A 20,240-nucleotide genomic window follows, 5' to 3' on the forward strand; every position below is an offset into this window, starting at 1 on the left:
CGATGGCGGTACCGGCGATGCCGCCGAAGCCCAGGAGCGCCGCCACGAGAGCGACGACGAGAAACGTGATAGCCCAACCGATCATGGCAACCTCACGAAAGTCACGCGGTTCGGGATCGGAACCCGCCGCGGGCGGATCCCGATCCGGTCAGACGCTGGAACTCAGAGCTTGTCGGTCGCCGACTTCACGGCGCTCTTGGCGTCGCCCACGGTGCCCTGCGCCTTGCCCTTGAGCTCCTGCGCGGCACCCTCGGCCTTCAGCTTGTCGTTGTTGGTCACGTCGCCGAGGCCCTGCTTGGCCTTGCCGAGGGCCTCGTTGGCGGCGCCCTTGATCTTGTCGGTGGTGCTGCTCATGGCGTTTCCTTCCGTCCAATCATCTCGCGGCGGCGCCGCAATCGAACTGGCAACGATGGCGATGCGGGGAATGTTCCAGGCATTAACATTGGCCTGGATCAGCCTCCGGCGCCGGGTGCTGCCTGTCCCGGCGATGGGGTGATAAACACCGTGGCGGCCGATCCGATCCAGCAGGCTCAACATGAATCGTCGGGGGCGTTCGACCGCGCCTTCGCGGCGGCGCGCGCGGCCGCCGCAGCCGGTGAGGTGCCGGTCGGGGCGGTGGTCGTCCGGGACGGCGTGGTGCTGGCGGTGGCCCATAACCGTCCGCGGGCGCTCCACGACCCGACCGCCCATGCCGAGATCCTAGCGATCCGCGCCGCCTGCGCGGCCATCGGCGATGAGCGGCTGACCGGCTGCGATCTCTATGTCACCCTGGAGCCGTGCCCGATGTGCGCCGGCGCGATCTCCTTCGCCCGGATCCGGCGGCTCTACTACGGCGCGGCCGATCCCAAGGGCGGCGGTGTCGAGCACGGGCCCCGCGTGTTCAACCAGCCGACCTGCCACCACGCGCCGGAGGTCTATGGCGGCTTCCGTGAGATCGAGGCGGCCGGACTGCTGCGCGAATTCTTCGCCGAACGCCGCGACTGAGGGCTTGAACACGCGCGGCTTCGGGGCATCCTCGCAGGATCGAACGGAGCGTCCGCCCATGACACCGACCTATTCGCGCGCCTTGATCGTCGGGGCTGGTTCCGGCCTCAGCGCCTCGCTTGCCCGTCTGCTGGCGGCAGACGGGCTGAAGGTCGGGCTGGCCGCCCGCAACGTCGACAAGCTCGCCGCGTTGGCCGCCGAGACCGGCGCCGCCGTCCATGCCTGCGACGCGAGTGATCCGAGCGAGGTCGAGGCTCTGTTCGCCCGGCTGGAGCCGGCGCTCGGCGGATCGCCCGACGTGGTGGTCTACAATGCCAGCGGCCGGCTGCGCGGGCCGGTCGTCGATCTCGATCCGGCAGCTGTCGCCCAGTCCTTGATGGTGTCGGCCTATGGCGGCTTCCTGGTGGCGCAGGCGGCGGCGCGCCGGATGCTGCCGCACCGGCACGGGGCGATCCTGCTCACCGGCGCGTCGGCGAGCGTGAAGGGCTTTGCCGGCTCGGCGCCCTTCGCCATGGGCAAGTTCGCCCTGCGCGGCCTCGGCCAGAGCCTCGCCCGCGAATTGCAGCCGCAGGGTATCCACGTCGCCCACGTGGTGATCGACGGCGCCATCCGGAACCCTGCAAGGGGCGGCGAGCCGGTGGATTCCCCGGACAGCCATCTCGACCCGGACGCCATCGCCCGCGCCTATCGCGACCTGCTGCGCCAGGATCGCAGCGCCTGGACCTCGGAATTGGAGTTGCGCCCCTGGGTCGAGCGCTTCTGACGTGTTGTCTAGGGATTGACCCGCAGGCCGAGCAGGAAGGTGTTGTCCCGGAAGCTCGAGCCGGCCACGGTACTGTCGATCTGCTGGTAGATGTAGGTGCCACGCAAGGTCAGCCACCGGGTGAACCGGTAATCGAGGCGCGCGGTCGCGGAGAAGCCGGTCTCCCGGATGGTGCTGCCCTGGTAGTCGTTCTTCAGGAACGAGCCGCCGAGCACGATCGACAGGTTGCGCAGCAGGTCGTGCTGGACCTCCAGGGTCGCGACCTCGGTGAAGATTCCGCTGGAGCCGAGGATGGTGGTCTCGGTCACGCCCGTCGCCGCGGTGAGCCGGACCGTCGTCAGCGGGCTCAGGGACCAGACCAGGGCCGCGTTGACCAGCGGGGCATCGATCGACCGCAACGACGGATCGACATAGGTGCGGTGCTGGATGCCGGCCGAGATCTCGCCGGTGATCGAGCGCGCGAGCCCGAAGCTCGCCCCGACCATCAGGGCGATGCCGTCGGAATCGCGGCGGATGCCGTTGGTGTCCCGGCGCAGGTCGTAGACGCGGGTATCGCCCAGCAGGTCCACGAACGGGCTGAGATCCGGGCTGACCTCGTAGGCGGTCCGCAGTTGCAGGCTGTACTGGTTCAGGTTGCGGTCGGCCTGGTTGATGATCGTGCCGTCCGAGAGCTGGGCGTTGTCGAACTCCGAGCGATCGACCGAGCCGCGCAGGGTCACAGAGAGCCGGTTGAACGTCTCCGTGGCGCCGAGCGAGGCGCCGTAGATGGCGAGCAGCGGCCGGCTCGTCGCCGTGGCGGCCTGCAGGTTCGGGCTGGACGTGCGCTGGGTATCGACAAGAAAGCGGCCTTCCGCGTCGATATGCAGGTCGCGGTTGGCATCGATGCGCAGGCGGACGGTGCCGTCCGCGGCGGGCCGGCTGGCGGCCTCGTTCTGCGGCGTCTCGAGGTAGGAGCCGCGCAGAGCGCCCTGGAACGAGCTGGAGGACCAGTCGCTGCGGAAGTCCACGGCGGCCTCGGTGCGCAAGGCCACCGACCCCTTGGCGAACTGCCGGCTGGTCTGATCGGGATTCGAATCGTAGCCGACGCTTTGCGCGAAGCTCGGCAGCACCGTGAACGTGCCGATCCGGTAGCCGATCGGCGCGTAGGCCGGATCGGTCGGGATCGGACGCGCAAGGTCGAGGCCGAGGATGAATCCCGGCGTGAGCAGGCCGAGCGCGGGGGTGATCGCGAAGAGCGGCAGGACCGGCCGAGACGCCAGGACCGGCTGCACCGGCACGCCGACCACGGCCTGCTGGACCACCGGGGTGAGGCGAAGCGCCGGGGCCGGCACCTGCGTCACCTCCTGAGTGACCCTGCGGGTCGCGGAACCGATGCGCCGGGGCGGCGCCGCCCGGGTGCGCAGCAGGTCCGACGGCGTCCGGTTGTTCGGCGCCGTGGTCGAGCCGCCGGTGCGCTGCCCGCTGCCGGAGATGCGGGTCCCGAGCTGCGAAAGCCCCGACTGGCCCTGCGTCGGGATCGGTGGCGAGAGCGGCGACCGCAGGCTGTCGCCCCCGGTCTGCTCGCCGCCCTGCGCGTTTCCGCCGGATGATGAGCGACCATCCTCGCGCGAAAACCCGTCCGGGATGCGCCGCCGCAGGGCCGGGAGACCGTTGGGCGCCGTGTCCTGGCCGATTCCGGGATTGTCGGGCTGGCCGGTGACCGGGCTGATCGCGTCGAAGCGCTGAGCCAGGGATGGCGACGTCGCAAGCGCGAGCGTCAGGGCGACGAGGGCGAGCCGCATCTCCTGCCGTCCCCGCCGATCAGCGCCCGTCATCCGCACCTGATCTTGGCCTCCACCTACGCCCCGCGCGCCAAGAGCCGGGATCAACAGATCACGCCGCCGCCTTCGAGGTCGTCGGTATGGTTAATGCAAGCTAGCGCCGGCATGGTTAATGCGCCGTCAACGCCGAACCCCCGCGGCTCTTACGGCCCGGGTGCAGTCGCTCTTAAAATTCGTCGTCGCGTAAAAGTAGCGATTGAGCTTTTCTCGCAGATCCGGTAGCGTCCGGCAGAATTCGACGCGATCCTTACGGGATTGACCGATCTGGATAGTTGCAACGACCGAGGTTCAACGTGAGCGATAGCGCTGAAGCTGAACACGCCGAACACATTGAGCTGGCGGTCGATATCATCGCGGCCTATGTGTCCAACAATTCGGTGCCGCCCTCGGAACTTCCGGGTCTGATCGGCGGCATTCATGCGGCCCTGAACAGCCTTTCGGCTTCGGGGGCGTCATCGACGACGCTCGTGGAAAAGATGAGTCCGGCGCAGATCCGGAAATCGATTACGCACGATCATCTTGTGAGTTTTGAAGACGGTAAGCCGTACAAGACCTTGCGCCGGCACCTGACCCTGCGCGGGCTCAGCCCGGAGGCCTACCGCGAGAAATGGGGCCTGCCGCGGGACTATCCGATGACGGCGGCAAGCTATTCGGCCCAGCGGTCGGAACTGGCCCGCGCCCTCGGCCTCGGCCAGCAGCGCCGCAAGTCTCGCGGTGCGGCAACGCCAGCCGTGGAGGAGGCACCGGCAGCATCCGCGCCGAAGACGCGGGGTCGCAAGAAGGCGCCGGTCGAGTAGAGCCGGGCGCCAAATCCATCGGTCTTGTTTGACAGAGACCAGTCGCGGGCGTGACACGGCGGCGGGATGGCTCGACCGACGAGCGTACGCCGCCGCAATACATGCCGAACATGGTCTCGAAGCGCTATCCGACATCGATCGAGGTCGCCCGCCTCGCCGGGGTCTCGCAATCTGCGGTGTCCCGGACCTTCACGCCGGGCGCCAGCGTTTCCGCACGGACGCGCGACAAGGTGCTGGCGGCGGCGGACAGCCTCGGCTTCCGCCCGAGCCTGATCCCCAAGATCATGCTAACCGACCGGTCCGGACTCGTGGCCTTGGTGGTCGGCGGCCTTGAGAACGCGTTCTACGCCCGCGTCGTCCAGATCCTCGCCGCGCGCCTGCGGGAGGCCGGCAACCAGATCCTGCTGGTCCCGGTCGACAGCGACTACACCCTCGACGCCGTCGCGGCACGGCTCGCGCAGTACCGGGTCGACGCGATCGTCAGCGCCCTGGCCGTGCTCTCGCGGGACGCCGCAGCGACGCTCTCGGCCTCCCGGATCCCGGTGGTCTCGTTCAACACGCCGGTGACGGCCGCGCGGGTCGGCTCGGTCGGCTCTGACAACGCGCTCGGGGGCCGGCAGGCCGCCGTCCTCCTGCACGCACGCGGCGTGCGCAATCCCGCCTTCGTGGCCGGCCCCGCCGACAGCCCGGCCAGCACCGAGCGCCTGACGGGCTTTCGCGATGGCCTGCGCGCAGCCGGCCTGCCGGAGCCGCGCGTCGCCGGATCCGCCTACACCTATGATGGCGGTGCCGAGGCGACGACACAGCTCTGCGCCGAAGGTGCGGTCGACGGCATCTTCTGCGCCAACGATCTCTGCGCGCTGGGCACGATCGACGCCCTGCGGCGCGCGGGGCGGCGCATTCCCGAAGACGTTCGGGTGATCGGTTACGACGATACCCCCGCCGCGTCATGGGGCGGCTACGACCTGACCAGCTTCGATCAGGATGTTCCGGCGCTGGTCGAGGCAGCTCTGGCGATGATCGCCCGCATGTCCGCCGAGGATGTCGGCATCGGCGAGCGCGTGCTGATCCCGCCGCGCCTGACCGAGCGCGGCAGCACGCGGTTCTGACCAGCACCACTCCCTCCGCAATTCAGCTGCTTGCATGCGGCGCAACGGTGTGTCGCGTTTGCATCGCTATGCAAAAACCAAACATGCCCCATCCTTGCGCTATGCTGCGTCGCACAAAGCGGCGCCCGTCATCCGCTCGAAGGAGGCCGCCGTGCCGCCCCTGCCGATCCTCGCCCTCGCCGTCGCCTCGTTCGGAATCGGGACCACCGAATTCGTCATCATGGGCCTGCTACCTGAGGTAGCACAGAGCTTCGGCGTCACCATTCCGCAGGCCGGCTATCTCGTGTCGGGCTACGCCATGGGCGTAGTCATCGGCGCGCCGATCGTGGCGATCGCCACCGCGCGGCTGCCCCGCAAGACCGCCTTGCTCGCTCTGATGGCGGTGTTTCTGATCGGGAACATCGGCTGCGCCCTGGCGCCGAGCTACGGCCTGTTGATGGCGGCCCGAATCGTCACCGCGTTCGCGCACGGGGCGTTCTTCGGGATCGGTGCGGTCGTGGCGCGCGATCTGGTGCCGCGCGAGAAGCGGACCCAGGCGGTCTCGCTGATGTTCGCCGGCCTGACGCTCGCCAACGTGCTCGGTGTTCCGCTCGGCACCGCCCTGGGGCAGGTGGCCGGATGGCGCTCGACCTTCTGGGCGGTGGTGGCGATCGGGATCGCCGCCGGGCTCGCGATCCAGACCTTCGTGCCCTCCGGCCTGCCCGGCACCCGGGGCGGCCTCGTCAAAGAATTCCGGGCGCTCGGCCGCTGGCCGGTGCTCCGGCCGATGCTGATCTCCACCCTGTCGTCGGTGAGCTTCTTCACCGTGTTCACCTACATCACGCCGTTCCTCACCGGCGTCACCGGGTTCTCGCCGCAGGGCGTGACCGGCGTGCTGTTCGCTGCGGGGATCGGCCTGACGGTGGGCAATCTCGCGGGCGGCCACTTCGCCGACCGGGGCCTGATGGCGACGATCATCGGCGGGTTCATCGGCATCGTCGCGGTGCTGCTGGTCCTTGCGGCGGTGGCGCATCACGCCATCCCGACGGTGGCCGTGCTGGTCCTGTGGTCGGGCCTCGCCTTCGCGCTGGTCTCGCCGCTGCAGATCTGGGTGGTCGAGGCGGCGAGCGATGCCCCGAACCTCGCCTCGACGCTGAACCAGGGCGCATTCAACCTCGGCAACGCCACCGGCGCCTGGCTCGGCGGCTCGGCCCTGACCCTGGGGGCCAGCTACGGCCATCTGCCGCTGATCGCCGCCGCTGTCTCGATCCTGGGCCTCGGCCTGACGGTCACCGCCGTCAGCCGGACCGGCAGCCGGATCTTTTCGGCCTCTGCGCCGGGGGCGTAGCGAACGATCTGGAGGGTCAGGCGCCGGCCTTGGGGCACTCGTACCGGTGTGTTCGGCTTCAATGCCGAGGCATCGACCCGTGTGCAGATCGCGACGCACCCCTCTTCCGCACGGGAGAGGCGACCTGCGCCTTATCCGGATTGGCGGTCAGGCCGACCGCAGCGGCCGGCGCGCAACGCGCTAATCGGCCCGCACCAGATCACCGAGCAGGCTCGCCGCCACGGTCGCCTTTGAGACCGTGAGGCCGGAGGCGCTGATCGCGTCCACCGCGTCGCGGATGCGGACGAGCGGCGCGCCTCTCGCCTTGGCCCAGGCCGCGACGGCCTCCGGCCCAGCGCCGAGATCGGCGACCACCTCGGCGGTGAGCTTGCGATGGGCCGCGGCGATGCCGGCCACCGCACGCTCCAGGGCGACCCGGTCGAACGTGTCGGCCACCGGCACGGTCCGGGCCGCGGCAGCGAGCTCGTCCAGCCGGAAGGCGTGCTCCAGGGCGAAGTGGGTCGCCGCAACCTCCTCGACCGGCCGGCCGCTGGCCTCGGCTACGCGGACGATGTCGGGGGCCGAGATCAGGGCGTTGAGCGACGCGAGGCGCCTAGCCTGCTCCCGGGCCATGCCGTGGCCTTCGAGCTCCGCCGCCCGGTCACCGATGGCGGTGAGCGCCTCAGCCTCCAGCACCTTCGGCAACGCCGCCTCCACGGCAGCGACGCCGTCGCGGTAGCGGGCCACCAGCGGGGCTAGGCCGCCGGTCAGGTCGAGGTTGCGGATGAACCAGACGATCCGGTTGGTGAGCAGGCCCTGAACCTCGGCGTAAAGGCCGAGCTGGTCCTGCCCGGAGACGCCGCTTCCCAGGCCGTCGATGGCGAGGTTCAGCTCCATCAGCCCGAAGGCGTCGCGGGTGATCGCGTAGGCCTTGGCGATGGTCGCGGCATCCGCACCGGTCCCGTCGACCAGCCGCGTGACCAGGGACGGGCCGCCCCGGTTGACGATGATGTTGGCGAGCGCCGTGGAGATGATCTCCCGCCGCAACCGGTGGCCCTTCACGGCGTCGGGGAATTGCTCGCGCAAAGCTTTGGGGAAGTAGCGCTGCAATTCGCGGTCGAAATATGGGTCGTTCGGCACCGCGCTCGACAGGATCGCGTCGTAGAGCGACAGCTTCGCGTAGGCGAGCAGCACGGCGTATTCGGGCCGGGTCAGCCCCTCGCCGCGGCGCATCCGCTCTGTGATCGCCGCATCGTCCGGCAGGTATTCCACCGCCCGGTCGAGGCGCCCCTCGGCCTCCAGCGCCTGCATGGTGCGCATAGCGAAGCCGGTCTCGCCGAGGCCGCCGCGCTGGGCCAGCGACAGGGCGAGCGTCTGCAACTCGTTGTTGCGCAGGACCAGCCGCCCGACCTCGTCGGTCATGGTGGCGAGAAGCGTGTTACGCTCCGCGTAGTCGAGCCGCCCATCCCGCTCGGGGACCATCAGGGCGATCTTGATGTTCACCTCGACGTCGGAGGTGTTCACGCCGGCCGAATTGTCGATCGCGTCGGTGTTGAGCCGGACGCCCGAGCGGGCCGCCTCGATGCGCCCGCGCTGGGTCAGGCCGAGATTGGCACCCTCGCCGATCGCCTTCACCCGCAGCTCCGGCGCGGTGATGCGCACGGCGTCGTTGGCGCGGTCGCCGGCATCCTCGTCGGTCTCGGTGGTGGCGCGAATGTACGTGCCGATGCCGCCGAACCAGAGCAGGTCGGCCGGCGCCTTCAGGATCGCCTGCATCAATTCGGTCGGCGTCGCCTCGGCCCGGTCGAAGCCCAGGGCGGCCCGGATCGGCTGAGACAGCGGAATGGTCTTGAGGCTGCGCGCGAACACGCCGCCGCCCTCGGAGATCAGGGAGCGGTCGTAATCCGCCCAGGAGGAGCGCCCGAGGTCGAACAGGCGTTTCCGCTCGGCGAAGCTCTTCGCCGCGTCGGGATTGGGATCGAGGAAGATGTCGCGGTGGTCGAAGGCCGCGACCAGCCGGAGGCTTTCCGAGAGCAGCATGCCGTTGCCGAACACGTCACCCGACATGTCGCCGACCCCGACCACGGTGATCGGGTCCGTCTGCACGTCCACGTCGATCTCGCGGAAGTGGCGGCGCACGGCCTCCCAGGCGCCGCGGGCGGTGATGCCCATGCCCTTGTGGTCGTAGCCCTGGCTGCCGCCGGACGCGAAGGCGTCGCCGAGCCAGTGGCCCTTCTCCAGGGAGAGGGCGTTGGCGATGTCGGAGAAGGTGGCGGTGCCCTTGTCGGCCGCCACCACCAGGTAAGCATCGTCCGGATCGTGCCGCACCGTGTCGGGCGGCGGGACGATCGCCTGGTCGACGATGTTGTCGGTGAGTTCGAGCAGGGTGCGGATGAAGATCCGGTAGCTCTCGGTGCCCTCCTGCATCCAGGCCGCCCGGTCCGAGGCCGGCGGCAGGCGCTTGGGGAAGAAGCCGCCCTTGGCGCCCACCGGCACGATGACGGCGTTCTTCACCTGCTGGGCTTTCACGAGGCCGAGGATCTCGGTGCGGAAATCCTCCGGCCGGTCCGACCAGCGCAAGCCGCCGCGGGCGACGTAGCCGAAGCGCAGATGCACGCCCTCGACCCGGGGCGAATAGACGAAGATCTCGAAGAACGGCCGCGGCAGCGGCATCGCCGTGACCTTGGCGCAGGCGAACTTGAAGCTGATCGTCTCCCGGGGGCCGCCATCTGCGGCTGTCTGGAAGAAGTTCGTCCGCACCGCCGCCTCGACCAGGTTGACGAACCGGCGCAGGATCCGGTCGTCGTCCAGGCTGGTGACGTCGGAAAGCGCCTCCTCGATCAGGGCACGGGTCTCCGCTTCCTGGGCGGCCCGGTCACCCTCGAGCTGCGGGTCGAAGCGGGTCCGGAACAGGCTGACGATCGCACGGGCGATCCTGGGGTGGCGGCTCAGCGTGCCGGCCAGGTAATCCTGCCCGTAGCGGATCCGGAGCTGGCGCAGGTAGCGGCCCAGCGCCCGGAGCAGCGCCGCCTCTCGCCAGGGGAGGGCGGCTTCCAGCACGAGGCGGTTGTAGCCGTCGGATTCCACCGAGCCGTCGCCCAGCGCCAGCATCGCCTCTTCGAGGGGCCGCTCCAGGGTCGCGAGGTCGATGGGCGCTCCGGTCGCGCGCTCGATCCGCATGTCGTGCAGCCAGACCCGGGCGGATTCGTCGAGCCCCGCCGGCTTGATCCGGTAGGTCCGCTCGTCGATGACGCGAAAGCCCAGATTCTCCAGGCCCGGCACCCGGTCGGACAGGGCGATCGCGGTGCCGCGGGAGAACACCTTCAGGCGGACCTGCGCGTCGGAATCGCCGGGCCGCCGCTCCAGATGCACGGCGCGCGGCTGCGCGTCGCTCAGCGATTCGAGGATCGCGACATCGGCCACGGCGACATCGGATGCGAAATTGTCCCGGTAGGCGGCCGAGAACGCTTCGGCGTAGCGGGTGGCCAAGAGGCGCGCGCGGTCGCCGTCATGGGCCTCGGCCAGGGCCGCCCGCAGGGCGTCGCCCCAGGTCCGGACCAGGGCCGCGATGCCGGCCTCCAGCGCCGCTGGGTCGCGTTCCGGCACGTTCTCCTCGGACAGACCGATGATGTAGTGGGTGCGGGCGAGCGGCCCATCCGGGAAATCGGGATCGGCCAAGCTCAGCCGGCCGCCATAGGCCTCGGCCAGATAGGCGCCGATCCGGGCCCGCACGGTGGAATCGTAGCGGTCCTTCGGGACGTAGACCAAGAGCGAGACGAAGCGGCCGAACCGGTCCGGGCGCGACAGCACGCGGATCCGCGGCCGGTCGGCGAGGTTGGCGATCGCCAGGGTGAACCGGTACAGCCGCTCGATATCGATCTGGAACAGCTCGTCCCGCGGGTAGGTCTCCAGCACCGCCAGCAGGCTGCGCCCGGCATGGCTGGTCGGGTCGAGGCCGGCCCGCTCGGCCACCGCCTCGACCTTGCGGCGCAGGACCGGCACCTCCCGGGTCGGGGCGGTATAGGCCGAGGCCGTGAACAGGCCGACGATCCGCACCTCGCCCGAGAGCTTGCCGGTGGCCGAGAACAGCTTCACGCCGACATAGTCGAGATACGCCACCCGGTGGACCCGGGACTTCGCGCTCGCCTTGGTGATGATCAGCGCCTGCGGTTCTTCCAGGAAGGCGAGGATCTCCGGCGTGTAGTCCACCGGCGTCCGGCCTCGGCGCAGGGGCGTGGCGCCGGGATCGCGCAGCACCCCGAGGCTGGACCCCTCGATCAGCGGATGCCCGTCGCCCTCGATGCCGTGCTGGCGCATCCCCAGGACCAGGAACTGGCCGTCCTTCAGCCAATCCAGGAAGGCGCGCGCCTCGGCGATCTCGGCCTCCGGCAGCGGGGAGGGGGCGCGGCCGAGGCTGTCGGACAGCTCGGAGATCCGGGCCAGCATGGCATCGTGGTCGTCGCTCGCGAGCGCCACGTCCCGGTAGACCTGCGCCAGGGCCTGCACCAGCCGCTCGCGGGCCTCGTCGTCCAAGCGGCCGAGATGGAGGTGGATGAAGCTCTCGCGCGCCAGGCTGCCATGGGCATCCGCGGTGGTCTCGCCGACCACCCGCACCAGCGCGCCCGACGCGTCGCGCTCGACCCCGAGGATTGGGTGGGCGACGAGATCCGGGGTCAGGCCCTCCTCGGTCAGCTCGGCTAGGGTCGAATCCAGCAGGAACGGCCGGTTGTCGTTGACGACCTCGAGGACCGTGATCTCGCGGGGCCGTCCGTCTCGCACCAGTTCGGCGTCGCTCAGGCGCACCCGGGCCGGATCGCCCGGCTTGCGCGGCTCGGAGAGAAGCGTCCGCGCCCGGACCGCGAGTTCGGCTACCGCGTCGGCCGAGTAGGGAGCCAAGTCTTCCGGGGTGACGCGCCCGAACAGGTCGCGGACGAAGCCGCCGGGGCCGCCCTGTTCGGCGACGATCTCGGCGGCGGCCTCGATGAGTCCGGTCCGGGCCGATTTCTGTTCCGAGGATGACAACGCCGTAGCGGTTTCCAGTGTCATCGTGCCTCTCACGAACCGGGAGTTTGCCCGCGCAGCGATAGCAGGGTGATCCGCCGTGTCGATGACAGCGCGGCGGATTTTCCTGTTCGCGCATGTCGAACCGCGCGAACCGTCAGGTTCGGCTTGTGCGGCAGAAGATACGTGCATATACACGCATCGTGACCAGCGATTTCCTGACCGAGCCCTGCACCTGCGTCGCGCTGCGCCGGGCCACCCGCGCCCTGACCGCTTCCTATGATGCGGCCTTGCGGCCTGCCGGGCTGCGGGTGACGCAATTCTCGATCCTGCGTCGCCTGGAGCGGCTCGGGCCGATTCCGGTGACGCGGCTGGCCGCGGAGGCCGTCTTGGAGCGAACCACGATGGGTCGCAACCTCGACCCGCTCGAACGGCGCGGCCTCGTGAAGATCGAGGCGGGCCGGGATGCGCGCGAGCGGATCGTCTCCCTGACGGATGCCGGTCGCGAGGCCGTCGCGGCGGCCACGCCCTACTGGCAGGCGGCCCAAGCTCGAATCAACGCGCAGGTCGATCCCGTAACCGTCGCAGCCCTCGCGGAAGCCCTGATCGCCGCCGCCTGACCGACCGTCTCACCCCCCGGAGCCCGAACATGCCCGCCCCCGTCGAGACGCTCTCCGCGCCGCCCGTGCCGCGCCTGCACTATGCCTGGGTCGTCGCCGGGGTGACCTTCCTGGTGCTGCTGATCGGGGCCGGCGTGCGCGCCACGCCGAGCGTGCTGATCGTGCCCTGGGAGCGGGAATTCGGCTGGACCGCGGCTACGATCAGCGTCGGCATCGCGCTCAACATCTTCCTGTACGGCATGATCGGGCCGTTCGCGGTGGCGATCATCGAGCGTTTCGGATTGCGCCGCTCGGTCTGCTGCTCGCTCTTCGTCCTGGCTCTCGGCACGGCTGCCACCAGCCTGATGACCGCGCCGTGGCAGATGGTTCTGCTCTGGGGCATCGTGGTCGGCTCCGGCTCGGGCATGGTCGCCAACGTGCTCGGCGCCACCGTGGCCGGTCGCTGGTTCGGCAAGCGCCGTGGGCTGGTGATCGGGATGCTCACGGCGAGCAGCGCCACGGGGCAGCTGATCTTCCTGCCGATGCTGGCCTCCCTGGCGGTCGGGTCGGGCTGGCGCTCGGTCTCGCTGCTGGTCGCCGCCGTCACCCTGGTGCTGATCCCGGTTGCCGCCCTGCTGCTGCGCGACCGGCCCGCCGATCTCGGCCTGCCGCGCTACGGCGAGACCGTCGTGACCCCGGCGCCGGTGCTCACCGAGAACCCCGCGGTGCGGGCGCTACGCGGCCTGCGGATCGGCCTGAAGTCGAAGGATTTCTGGCTGCTGTCCGGCACCTTCTTCATCTGCGGCGCCTCGACGAATGGGCTGATCGGCACGCACCTGATCCCCGCCTGCATCGACCACGGCATCGCCGAGGTGACCGCCGCGGGCCTGCTCGCGGTCATGGGCATCTGCGACCTGATCGGCACCACGGCGTCGGGCTGGCTCACCGACCGCTTCGATTCGCGCAAGCTGCTCGCCTGGTATTACGGCCTGCGCGGCCTCTCCCTGATCTTCCTGCCCTACTCGTTCGACCTCAGCTTCTACGGACTGTCCCTGTTCGCGGTGTTCTACGGGCTCGACTGGATCGCCACCGTGCCGCCCACCGTGCAGCTCGCCGGAAAGTCCTTCGGCGAGGAGAACGCCGCGCTGATGTTCGGCTGGATCGCCGCCGCCCACCAGATCGGCGCCGCCTCGGCCGCCTGGCTCGCCGGCATGGTCCGGACCGATACCGGCACCTATCTCGGCGCTTTCGTGTCGGCCGGCCTGCTCTGCTTGGTCGCCGCCCTGATGGCGGGCTTCGTCGGACGCAATCCCCGGGAGCCGGCCCTGCGCCCGCTGCCGGCCTGAGCTGCATCGCGCGGCAACGTCCGTCATAAGCGTGCCGCGAAGGGAGCGCCTCCGTCGGGCCATCCCTTCGCAGCACGAGTGCGCATTGTGACAATCGCGATCCGGCCCAATCCGCCGGTCCAGCAGGTTCGCGCCCCGCAGAAGGGGTCGGGGCCGGGCTTCACCGAGTTCGTCGCCATCATCGCGTTGATGATGGCGGTCACCGCCATCTCCATCGACAATTTGTTGCCGGCCTTCCCGGCGATCGAGGCGCGGTTCTCCGTGCCCGATCCGAACCGGCTGCAACTCCTCGTCTATGTGTTCATGGCCGGGTTCGGCATCGCCCAACTCGCCTACGGGCCGATCTCGGACACGTTCGGGCGTCGGCCGGTGCTGCTCGCGAGCCTGGCGATCTACGTGGTCGGCTGCGGGCTCGCCATGGTGGCGCCGAGCTTCGGCTGGCTGCTGGCGGCCCGGGTCATCCAGGGCATCGGCGCGGCCGGCGGGCGGGTGCTGTCGGTGGCGATCGTGCGCGACCGCTTCGCCGGCCGCGAGATGGCGAGCGTCATGTCGCTGACCATGATGGTCTTCCTGATCGTCCCGATGATCGCCCCGGCGATCGGCGGCCTGATGCTGGCGCTGGGCTCCTGGGTCTACGTGTTCGTCTCGATGCTGGCGCTGGCCTTCTGGCTGACCGCCTGGTTTTCGCTGCGGATGCCGGAGACGCTGCACCCGGAATACCGCCGCCCGCTCTCGCTTGGGGCGACCTGGGACGCGGTCCGGACCACGGTCACCACTCGGGTCTCGATCGGCTACGCCACGGCGCTCGGCCTGCTCACCGGCTGCATCATGGGCTATGTCGGCTCGGCCCAGCAGGTGTTCGACACCGGCCTCTACCATCTCGGGCCCCTGTTCCCCCTGGCCTTCGGGCTGGTGGCCGGCGCCATGGGGGCGGCGACGCTGATCAACGCCCGGATCGTGCGGCGGCTCGGGATGCGGGCGCTCTCGCATGCCGGCATCATCGCCTTCACGCTGGTGGCCCTGGCCCAGGTCGGCGTGGGCCTCGCCTATCACGGCCACCCGCCGCTGACGGCGTTCCTGTCGATCCTGGCGGCGAACCAGTTCCTGATGAGTTTTGCACTGCCGAACTTCAACGCCCTGGCGCTGGAGCCGCTCGGCGCCATCGCGGGCACGGCCTCGTCGTTCGTGGGCTTCTACACGACGATCCTCGGGGCGTTCTCCGGCTACGTGATTGGCCAGGCCTTCGACGGGACCGTGCTGCCCGTCGGGATCGGCTACGCCACCCTCGGAGGGCTGGCGCTGCTGGTGGTGCTCTGGACCGAGCGCGGCCGGCTGTTCAAGGGTGGCGTCGCGAGCTGAAGGCTGGGGACTTAACCCGGTCTTCAACGGAATCCGCCACCCTCCGGTCAGCCCTTGCAGCCGACCGGATTCGATATGATCGCCCGCGCCCAGGACGGAACCCTTCTCGCCGCGCGCCTGCTCCTGGCCGCCGCGCTGCTGCCTACGGGAATCGCCCGGGCGCTCAACGTCTCGGGCTTTGCGCTGACGCTCGCCGGCAGCGGCATGCCGTTCCCGAACGCCGTCGCCACCGCCGCCGTGGTGGTGCAGGTCTTCGGTCCGCTGGCCCTGATCCTCGGCGTGCTGCCGCGGCTGACCGGGCTGGCGCTCGCCGTGTTCGCGGCGGTGACGGCCGTGATGCTGCACGCGTTCTGGCAATATGTCGGACCGGCGGCGGTGGCCGAGCGGACGCTGATGCTCGCCGATCTCGGCTTGGCGGGCGGGTTCCTGATGTATGCGCTCTCCGGCCCCGGCGCCTGGAGCTGGCAGGGCTGGCGCGCCGGCCAGATCGGCGAGCGGCCGGCCCCGCAGCGCGCACCGGCCAAGGCTGCCGGCAAGAGCTCGGCCGCACGCGGGGGCGCCGGCAAGAAATCGGGCGGCCGCGCCCCGGCCCGCGCCGCGGCCTGATCGCTCAGCTCGCCCGGGGCTTCAGCTCGGGCGATGCGGACGGCGTCGCGGCGACCATCCTGCGGCCGGAAATCTCGGCGCCGGCATCGGGCGTCAGCTTGCGGAACGCCAGCACGGAGGCCGCCGACAGCACAGCCACGGCGAAGAAGGCCGGCCCGAAATCGCCGGCCTCGATTCCGGTCCGGCCGTGGAACCCGGCCGTGCCCTCCAACGCCAGGGCGCCCAGCGTGACGCCGAGGCTCAGCGACAGCTGCTGACAGACGCTGGCGAAGCTCGTGGCCGCGCTCATCTCCCGGGATTCGAGGTCGGCATACGCGATGGCGTTGACACAGGTGAACTGCACCGAGCGCGAGCAGCCGCCGATGAACAGCAGCGCGATCATGATCCAGTGCGGCGTCTCCGCGGTGTAGAGGCCGTTCACCGCCAGGAAGGCCGAGGCCAGCACGGCGTTCGAGACCATCACGGTGCGGAAGCCCAGACGGCGCAGGATCTTGGGCGCCAGGGCCTTCACGAACATCGCCCCGGCCGCGGCCGCGAAGGTGATCAGCCCGGAATGCAGGGCGTCGAGCCCGAACCCGACCTGCAGCATCAGCGGCAGCAGGAACGGGATCGCCCCGGTCCCGACCCGGAACAGGCTGCCGCCGAGGATCGCGACCCGGAAGGTCGGGCGGTTCATCAGGTCGAGCCGCACGATCGGGTGGGCGATCCGCCTGGCATGGGCGAAATAGAGCGGCAGCAGGACCGCGCCCGCCGCCAGGCATCCCCAGGAAACCGAGGCCGGCAGGAGGTGACGCCCCATCGAGGCGAGCCCCAGCATCAGCGCGGCGAGGCCGGTGCCGAGCAGGAAGAAGCCGGCGATGTCGAGCGGCGGCCGCTCCGGCTCGCGGATGTCCTCGAAGTAGAGGCTCGCCAGCACGATCCCGGCAAAGCCGATCGGCAGGTTGATGAAAAAGATCCAGCGCCAGTCGAACCACGTGGTGATCAGCCCGCCGAGCGGCGGCCCCATCACCGGGCCGACCAGCGCCGGGAAGGTCAGGTAGGCCAAAGCGGTCACGAGCTGCGACTTCGGCACGCTGCGCAGCACTACGAGGCGGCCCACCGGCACCATCATGGCCCCGCCCATCCCCTGGAGGAACCGCGCGGCCACGAACCACGCCAGGCCGTTGGCGGCCGCGCAGGCCAGCGATCCGATCATGAACACGACCAGCGCGGCCCGGAACACCGTGCGCGAGCCGTAGCGGTCGGCCATCCAGCCGCTCACCGGAATGAAGATCGCCAGGCTGACGAGATAGGAGGTCAGCGCCAGCTTCAGGGCGATCGGATCCTCGCCGAGGCTCGCCGCGATGCTGGGCAGCGCCGTGGCGATCACCGTGGAATCGGTGTTCTCCATGAACAGGGCGGTGGCGACCGTCAGGGGGACGATCCAGAGCGGTTTTTGGGTCGGGGAAGACATCGGACAGCAGACGCGTAGCGCGCCGGGACGGTTGCACGGCGGGGGCGCCCATTCGCACCGTCGTGTTTCCCGCCTGTATCCGCAACGCAACAGGGGTTGCATCGTGACCGAACACCACCTTTTGTGCGGGTGGTCCAATGGCTACGTTTGGCGCGAGCGGTCTTCCGGCCGTCGATCCCGGCACGGTGCCGGCCGCGAGACCCTCGATGCAGCCCTCTCCGAGCAAGCGCCGTTCCCTGTCGCGGATCGCCGCCGCCGTCGCACTCCTGTCGACGGTCACGGCCTGCGGCACGGTGCTGCTGAACGATCGCGGTTCGCTGACGCGCTACGACCGCCTGCAGGCGAGCAGCGCGGTCGCCTCGGCCTCGCGGCTCTACGTGGACCGGCCGGCTTTGGCCAAGGCCCGCACCGTGCGGATCATCCCGACGGCGTTCCACGCCGACGTCGCGGGCGCCGCGCCGCTGACCCAGGCGGAGCGCCGCCTGATCGCCAACGCCGCCGACCGGGCGCTCTGCTACGACCTGTCGCTGCGCTACGACGTCGTGACCGGCCGCGACGCCGACCTGACCGTCCGGGCGCAGGTCACCCGGGTCGAGCCCACCGATCTCCTCGGTGCGGGCGCCACCATCGCGGGCTCGGCCGGCGTGACCGTGGCCTCGCAAGTCGGGCTCAGCGCCGTCGAGGGCATCGGCCGCATCCCGATTCCGCGGATCCCGATCGGGCTCGGAAGCCTCACGGTCGAAGCCGAGGCGCTGGACCGCCGCCGCGAGCAGCGCGCCGCGATGGTCTGGGGCGGGGCCGCGAACTCGTTCACGAGCCAGCCGCGCTTCTCCCACGCCAGCGACGCCTACGATCTCGCCGGCGAGTTTGGCCAGGATTTCGGCTTCATGCTGGCGACGGGTGACGACCCGTTCAACGCCCCCAACACCCTGCCGACCTGGGACCGCATTCGGGTCACCACGCTCGGCGAAGCGCCCCTCGACCCCGATTGCGAGGCCTACGGCCGCGCGCCCGGCATCGACGGCATCCTCGGCGACTATATCGGCCTGCCGCCGGACTACACCGACAAGGGCCCAGCTCCGGCGGCGCGCTGACCGCACCACCCATCCCGGTCGGAAAAAGCGGGGGAGCCATGCGCGATTTCCCGCCGCGGCGCGGCGACGGTGCATTGGCGCAGCCGCGGACCCCATGATACTGGCCCTTGCCAACCCGATCCCGCTGCGCAGCCCCCGCGAGCGCGGCCGTCCGAGGAAAGTTGGCACATGGCCCGAGTCGATTCCGCCACGATCATCGAGGGCCTGACCTTCGACGACGTGCTCCTGCGGCCCGCCGCCTCCTCGGTGATGCCGACCGAGGTCAACGTCGCCTCCCGGCTCACCCGCACGATCCCGCTGAACCTGCCGATCCTCGCCTCCGCGATGGATACCGTCACCGAGGCGCCGATGGCGATCGCCATGGCGGCCAATGGCGGCATGGGCGTGATCCACCGCAACCTGGAGCCGGCCGAGCAGGCCGAGCAGGTCCGGCTCGTCAAGAAGTACGAGTCCGGCATGGTGATGAACCCCATCACCATCCACCCGGACGAGACCCTGGCCGACGCCTTCGAGGTGATGAAGCGCAACCGCATCTCGGGGATCCCCGTGGTCGAGCGCGGCCCGAACGGCTCCCGCGGCAAGCTCGTCGGCATCCTGACCAACCGCGACGTGCGCTTCGCCACCAACTCAGCCCAGCCGGTCGCCGAGCTGATGACCCGGGACCGGCTGATCACGGTCCGCGAGGGCGTGACCCAGGACGAGGCCAAGCGCCTGCTGCACCAGTTCCGGATCGAGAAGCTGCTGGTGGTCGACGACCATTACCGCTGCATCGGCCTGATCACCGTCAAGGACATCGAGAAGCGCGTCACCTACCCGTTCGCCGTCAAGGACGAGCAGGGCCGCCTGCGGGTGGCGGCCGCCACCACCACCGGCGACAGCGGTTTCGAGCGGGCCGAGCGCCTGATTGACGCCGGCTGCGACGTGATCGTGGTCGACACCGCCCACGGCCACTCGATCAAGGTGCTCGACGCCGTCGCCCGGGTGAAGCAGCTCTCCAACGCCGTCCAGGTGATCGCCGGCAACGTCGCCACCCGGGAGGGCACGAAGGCGTTGATCGATGCCGGCGCGGACGCCATCAAGGTCGGCATCGGCCCGGGCTCGATCTGTACCACCCGGATCGTGGCCGGCGTCGGCGTGCCCCAGCTCACCGCCCTGATGGAGGCCGTGGAGGCCGCCGGCGAGGCCGACATCCCGGTCATCGCCGATGGCGGCATCAAGTATTCCGGCGACCTCGCCAAGGCGATCGCGGCTGGCGCCTCGGTGGCGATGCTCGGATCGCTGCTCGCCGGCACCGACGAGGCCCCCGGCGAGGTCTTTTTGTATCAAGGCCGCTCGTACAAGTCGTATCGCGGCATGGGCTCGGTGGGCGCCATGGCCCGCGGCTCGGCCGACCGGTACTTCCAGGCGGAGGTCAACGACACCCACAAGCTCGTGCCCGAGGGCATCGAGGGTCAGGTCCCCTACAAGGGCCCGGTGGGCAACGTCCTGCACCAGCTCGCCGGCGGCTTGCGCGCGGCCATGGGCTATGTCGGCGGCGCGACCATCCCGGACTTCCAGGAGCGCGCGCAGTTCATCCGCATCACCAATGCCGGCCTGCGCGAGAGCCACGTCCACGACGTGACCATCACCCGCGAGAGCCCGAACTACCCGTCGCGGACCTGAGGCGGGGGTTTTTGCCGGCGTGACGCGCGCTCGTGCGGGTTGGCGGATTCACAGAACGCGGCCCGGACGGTTCTCGGCTGCAACAGAAGTCTCATCGCAGCAGACACGCGCCCTCCCTCCCCCCTCTGCGGGGGAGGGAGACGCCCTCGGGTGCAGCGGTGGCGCGCATCCGGCAGCGATGCGTGAAGAGCCTAGCCCAACGCACACCCTCGAGCAGCGCAGTGCGCTTCCATCCCCCCCTCGCCACGGTCTTCCCGGGGACCCTCGATGGTCGTGCGCGCATGAACGTCTCGCGTGGTCGCCGCCTTCCCGCTAACCCCCAAGCGCCAACTTAACGTCCG

At 70.1% G+C, this 20,240-nt stretch carries 16 protein-coding genes; 11 read left to right on the forward strand and 5 right to left on the reverse strand.

The window, feature by feature from the left end; genetic code table 11:
• Both MKK67_RS26220 and MKK67_RS26225 read right to left on the reverse strand, forming a co-directional pair.
• A partial coding sequence (locus tag MKK67_RS26220) for a DUF1328 family protein (RefSeq protein WP_243971032.1) occupies nucleotides 1-85 on the reverse strand: 85 nt, incomplete at its 3' end.
• Between the two features lie 77 nt (nucleotides 86-162).
• Nucleotides 163-354: a CsbD family protein gene (locus MKK67_RS26225; RefSeq protein ID WP_243971002.1), complete on the reverse strand. Its 192-nt coding sequence runs from the start codon at nucleotides 352-354 to the stop codon at nucleotides 163-165.
• Between the two features lie 150 nt (nucleotides 355-504).
• Here MKK67_RS26225 and MKK67_RS26230 point away from each other — a divergent pair, with 150 nt between their 5' ends.
• Together MKK67_RS26230 and MKK67_RS26235 are read left to right on the forward strand one after the other, a co-directional pair.
• Nucleotides 505-984, forward strand: coding sequence for a nucleoside deaminase (locus MKK67_RS26230; RefSeq protein ID WP_243971005.1), 480 nt, complete (start codon nucleotides 505-507; stop codon nucleotides 982-984).
• Between the two features lie 58 nt (nucleotides 985-1,042).
• Nucleotides 1,043-1,747, forward strand: coding sequence for an SDR family oxidoreductase (locus MKK67_RS26235; RefSeq protein ID WP_243971007.1), 705 nt, complete (start codon nucleotides 1,043-1,045; stop codon nucleotides 1,745-1,747).
• 8 nt (nucleotides 1,748-1,755) lie between these two features.
• On the opposite strand, the gene MKK67_RS26240 is transcribed toward MKK67_RS26235, so the two are convergent.
• On the reverse strand, nucleotides 1,756-3,528 hold the full coding sequence (locus MKK67_RS26240; protein ID WP_243971034.1) for an outer membrane beta-barrel protein: 1,773 nt from the start codon (nucleotides 3,526-3,528) through the stop codon (nucleotides 1,756-1,758).
• 332 nt (nucleotides 3,529-3,860) lie between these two features.
• Between MKK67_RS26240 and MKK67_RS26245 the strand changes: the two genes are divergently transcribed.
• The 3 genes from MKK67_RS26245 to MKK67_RS26255 all read left to right on the forward strand — a co-directional run bounded on the left by MKK67_RS26245 (nucleotide 3,861) and on the right by MKK67_RS26255 (nucleotide 6,800).
• On the forward strand, nucleotides 3,861-4,364 hold the full coding sequence (locus tag MKK67_RS26245; protein ID WP_243971009.1) for a MucR family transcriptional regulator: 504 nt from the start codon (nucleotides 3,861-3,863) through the stop codon (nucleotides 4,362-4,364).
• A gap of 50 nt (nucleotides 4,365-4,414) precedes the next feature.
• Entirely contained in the window at nucleotides 4,415-5,473 is a 1,059-nt protein-coding gene (locus MKK67_RS26250; RefSeq protein WP_243971011.1) for a LacI family DNA-binding transcriptional regulator, read from the forward strand.
• A gap of 151 nt (nucleotides 5,474-5,624) precedes the next feature.
• Nucleotides 5,625-6,800 (forward strand): MFS transporter, encoded by a 1,176-nt coding sequence (locus MKK67_RS26255; protein WP_243971013.1) that lies wholly within the window; start codon nucleotides 5,625-5,627, stop codon nucleotides 6,798-6,800.
• A 180-nt stretch (nucleotides 6,801-6,980) separates the two neighbouring features.
• Here the strand turns inward: MKK67_RS26255 and MKK67_RS26260 are convergent, their stop codons facing one another.
• The gene (locus MKK67_RS26260) at nucleotides 6,981-11,825 is read right to left on the reverse strand and encodes an NAD-glutamate dehydrogenase (RefSeq protein ID WP_243971015.1); all 4,845 of its coding nucleotides are present in this window, start codon (nucleotides 11,823-11,825) and stop codon (nucleotides 6,981-6,983) included.
• A gap of 158 nt (nucleotides 11,826-11,983) precedes the next feature.
• Here MKK67_RS26260 and MKK67_RS26265 point away from each other — a divergent pair, with 158 nt between their 5' ends.
• The 4 genes from MKK67_RS26265 (at nucleotide 11,984) to MKK67_RS26280 (ending at nucleotide 15,690) form a co-directional block, all read left to right on the forward strand.
• A complete protein-coding gene (locus tag MKK67_RS26265) occupies nucleotides 11,984-12,400 on the forward strand; it encodes a MarR family winged helix-turn-helix transcriptional regulator (protein ID WP_243971017.1) in 417 nt (138 codons plus the stop codon).
• A 29-nt stretch (nucleotides 12,401-12,429) separates the two neighbouring features.
• Nucleotides 12,430-13,725: an MFS transporter gene (locus tag MKK67_RS26270; RefSeq protein WP_243971019.1), complete on the forward strand. Its 1,296-nt coding sequence runs from the start codon at nucleotides 12,430-12,432 to the stop codon at nucleotides 13,723-13,725.
• Between the two features lie 87 nt (nucleotides 13,726-13,812).
• The gene (locus tag MKK67_RS26275; protein ID WP_243971021.1) at nucleotides 13,813-15,084 is read left to right on the forward strand and encodes a multidrug effflux MFS transporter; all 1,272 of its coding nucleotides are present in this window, start codon (nucleotides 13,813-13,815) and stop codon (nucleotides 15,082-15,084) included.
• Nucleotides 15,085-15,159: 75 nt separating this feature from the next.
• Nucleotides 15,160-15,690, forward strand: a complete 531-nt coding sequence (locus tag MKK67_RS26280; RefSeq protein ID WP_243971023.1) for a DoxX family protein — start codon at nucleotides 15,160-15,162, stop codon at nucleotides 15,688-15,690.
• Nucleotides 15,691-15,694: 4 nt separating this feature from the next.
• On the opposite strand, the gene MKK67_RS26285 is transcribed toward MKK67_RS26280, so the two are convergent.
• Nucleotides 15,695-17,143 (reverse strand): MFS transporter, encoded by a 1,449-nt coding sequence (locus MKK67_RS26285; protein ID WP_243971025.1) that lies wholly within the window; start codon nucleotides 17,141-17,143, stop codon nucleotides 15,695-15,697.
• A 206-nt stretch (nucleotides 17,144-17,349) separates the two neighbouring features.
• Here MKK67_RS26285 and MKK67_RS26290 point away from each other — a divergent pair, with 206 nt between their 5' ends.
• Together MKK67_RS26290 and guaB are read left to right on the forward strand one after the other, a co-directional pair.
• Nucleotides 17,350-18,237, forward strand: a complete 888-nt coding sequence (locus MKK67_RS26290) for a DUF3313 domain-containing protein (RefSeq protein WP_243971027.1) — start codon at nucleotides 17,350-17,352, stop codon at nucleotides 18,235-18,237.
• 168 nt (nucleotides 18,238-18,405) lie between these two features.
• Nucleotides 18,406-19,899: an IMP dehydrogenase gene (guaB, locus tag MKK67_RS26295; protein WP_243971029.1), complete on the forward strand. Its 1,494-nt coding sequence runs from the start codon at nucleotides 18,406-18,408 to the stop codon at nucleotides 19,897-19,899.
• Nucleotides 19,900-20,240: the final 341 nt, after the last annotated feature.

Origin of the sequence: Methylobacterium sp. J-072 (assembly GCF_022829425.1) — a bacterium.
Taxonomy (GTDB): Bacteria; Pseudomonadota; Alphaproteobacteria; order Rhizobiales; family Beijerinckiaceae; genus Methylobacterium.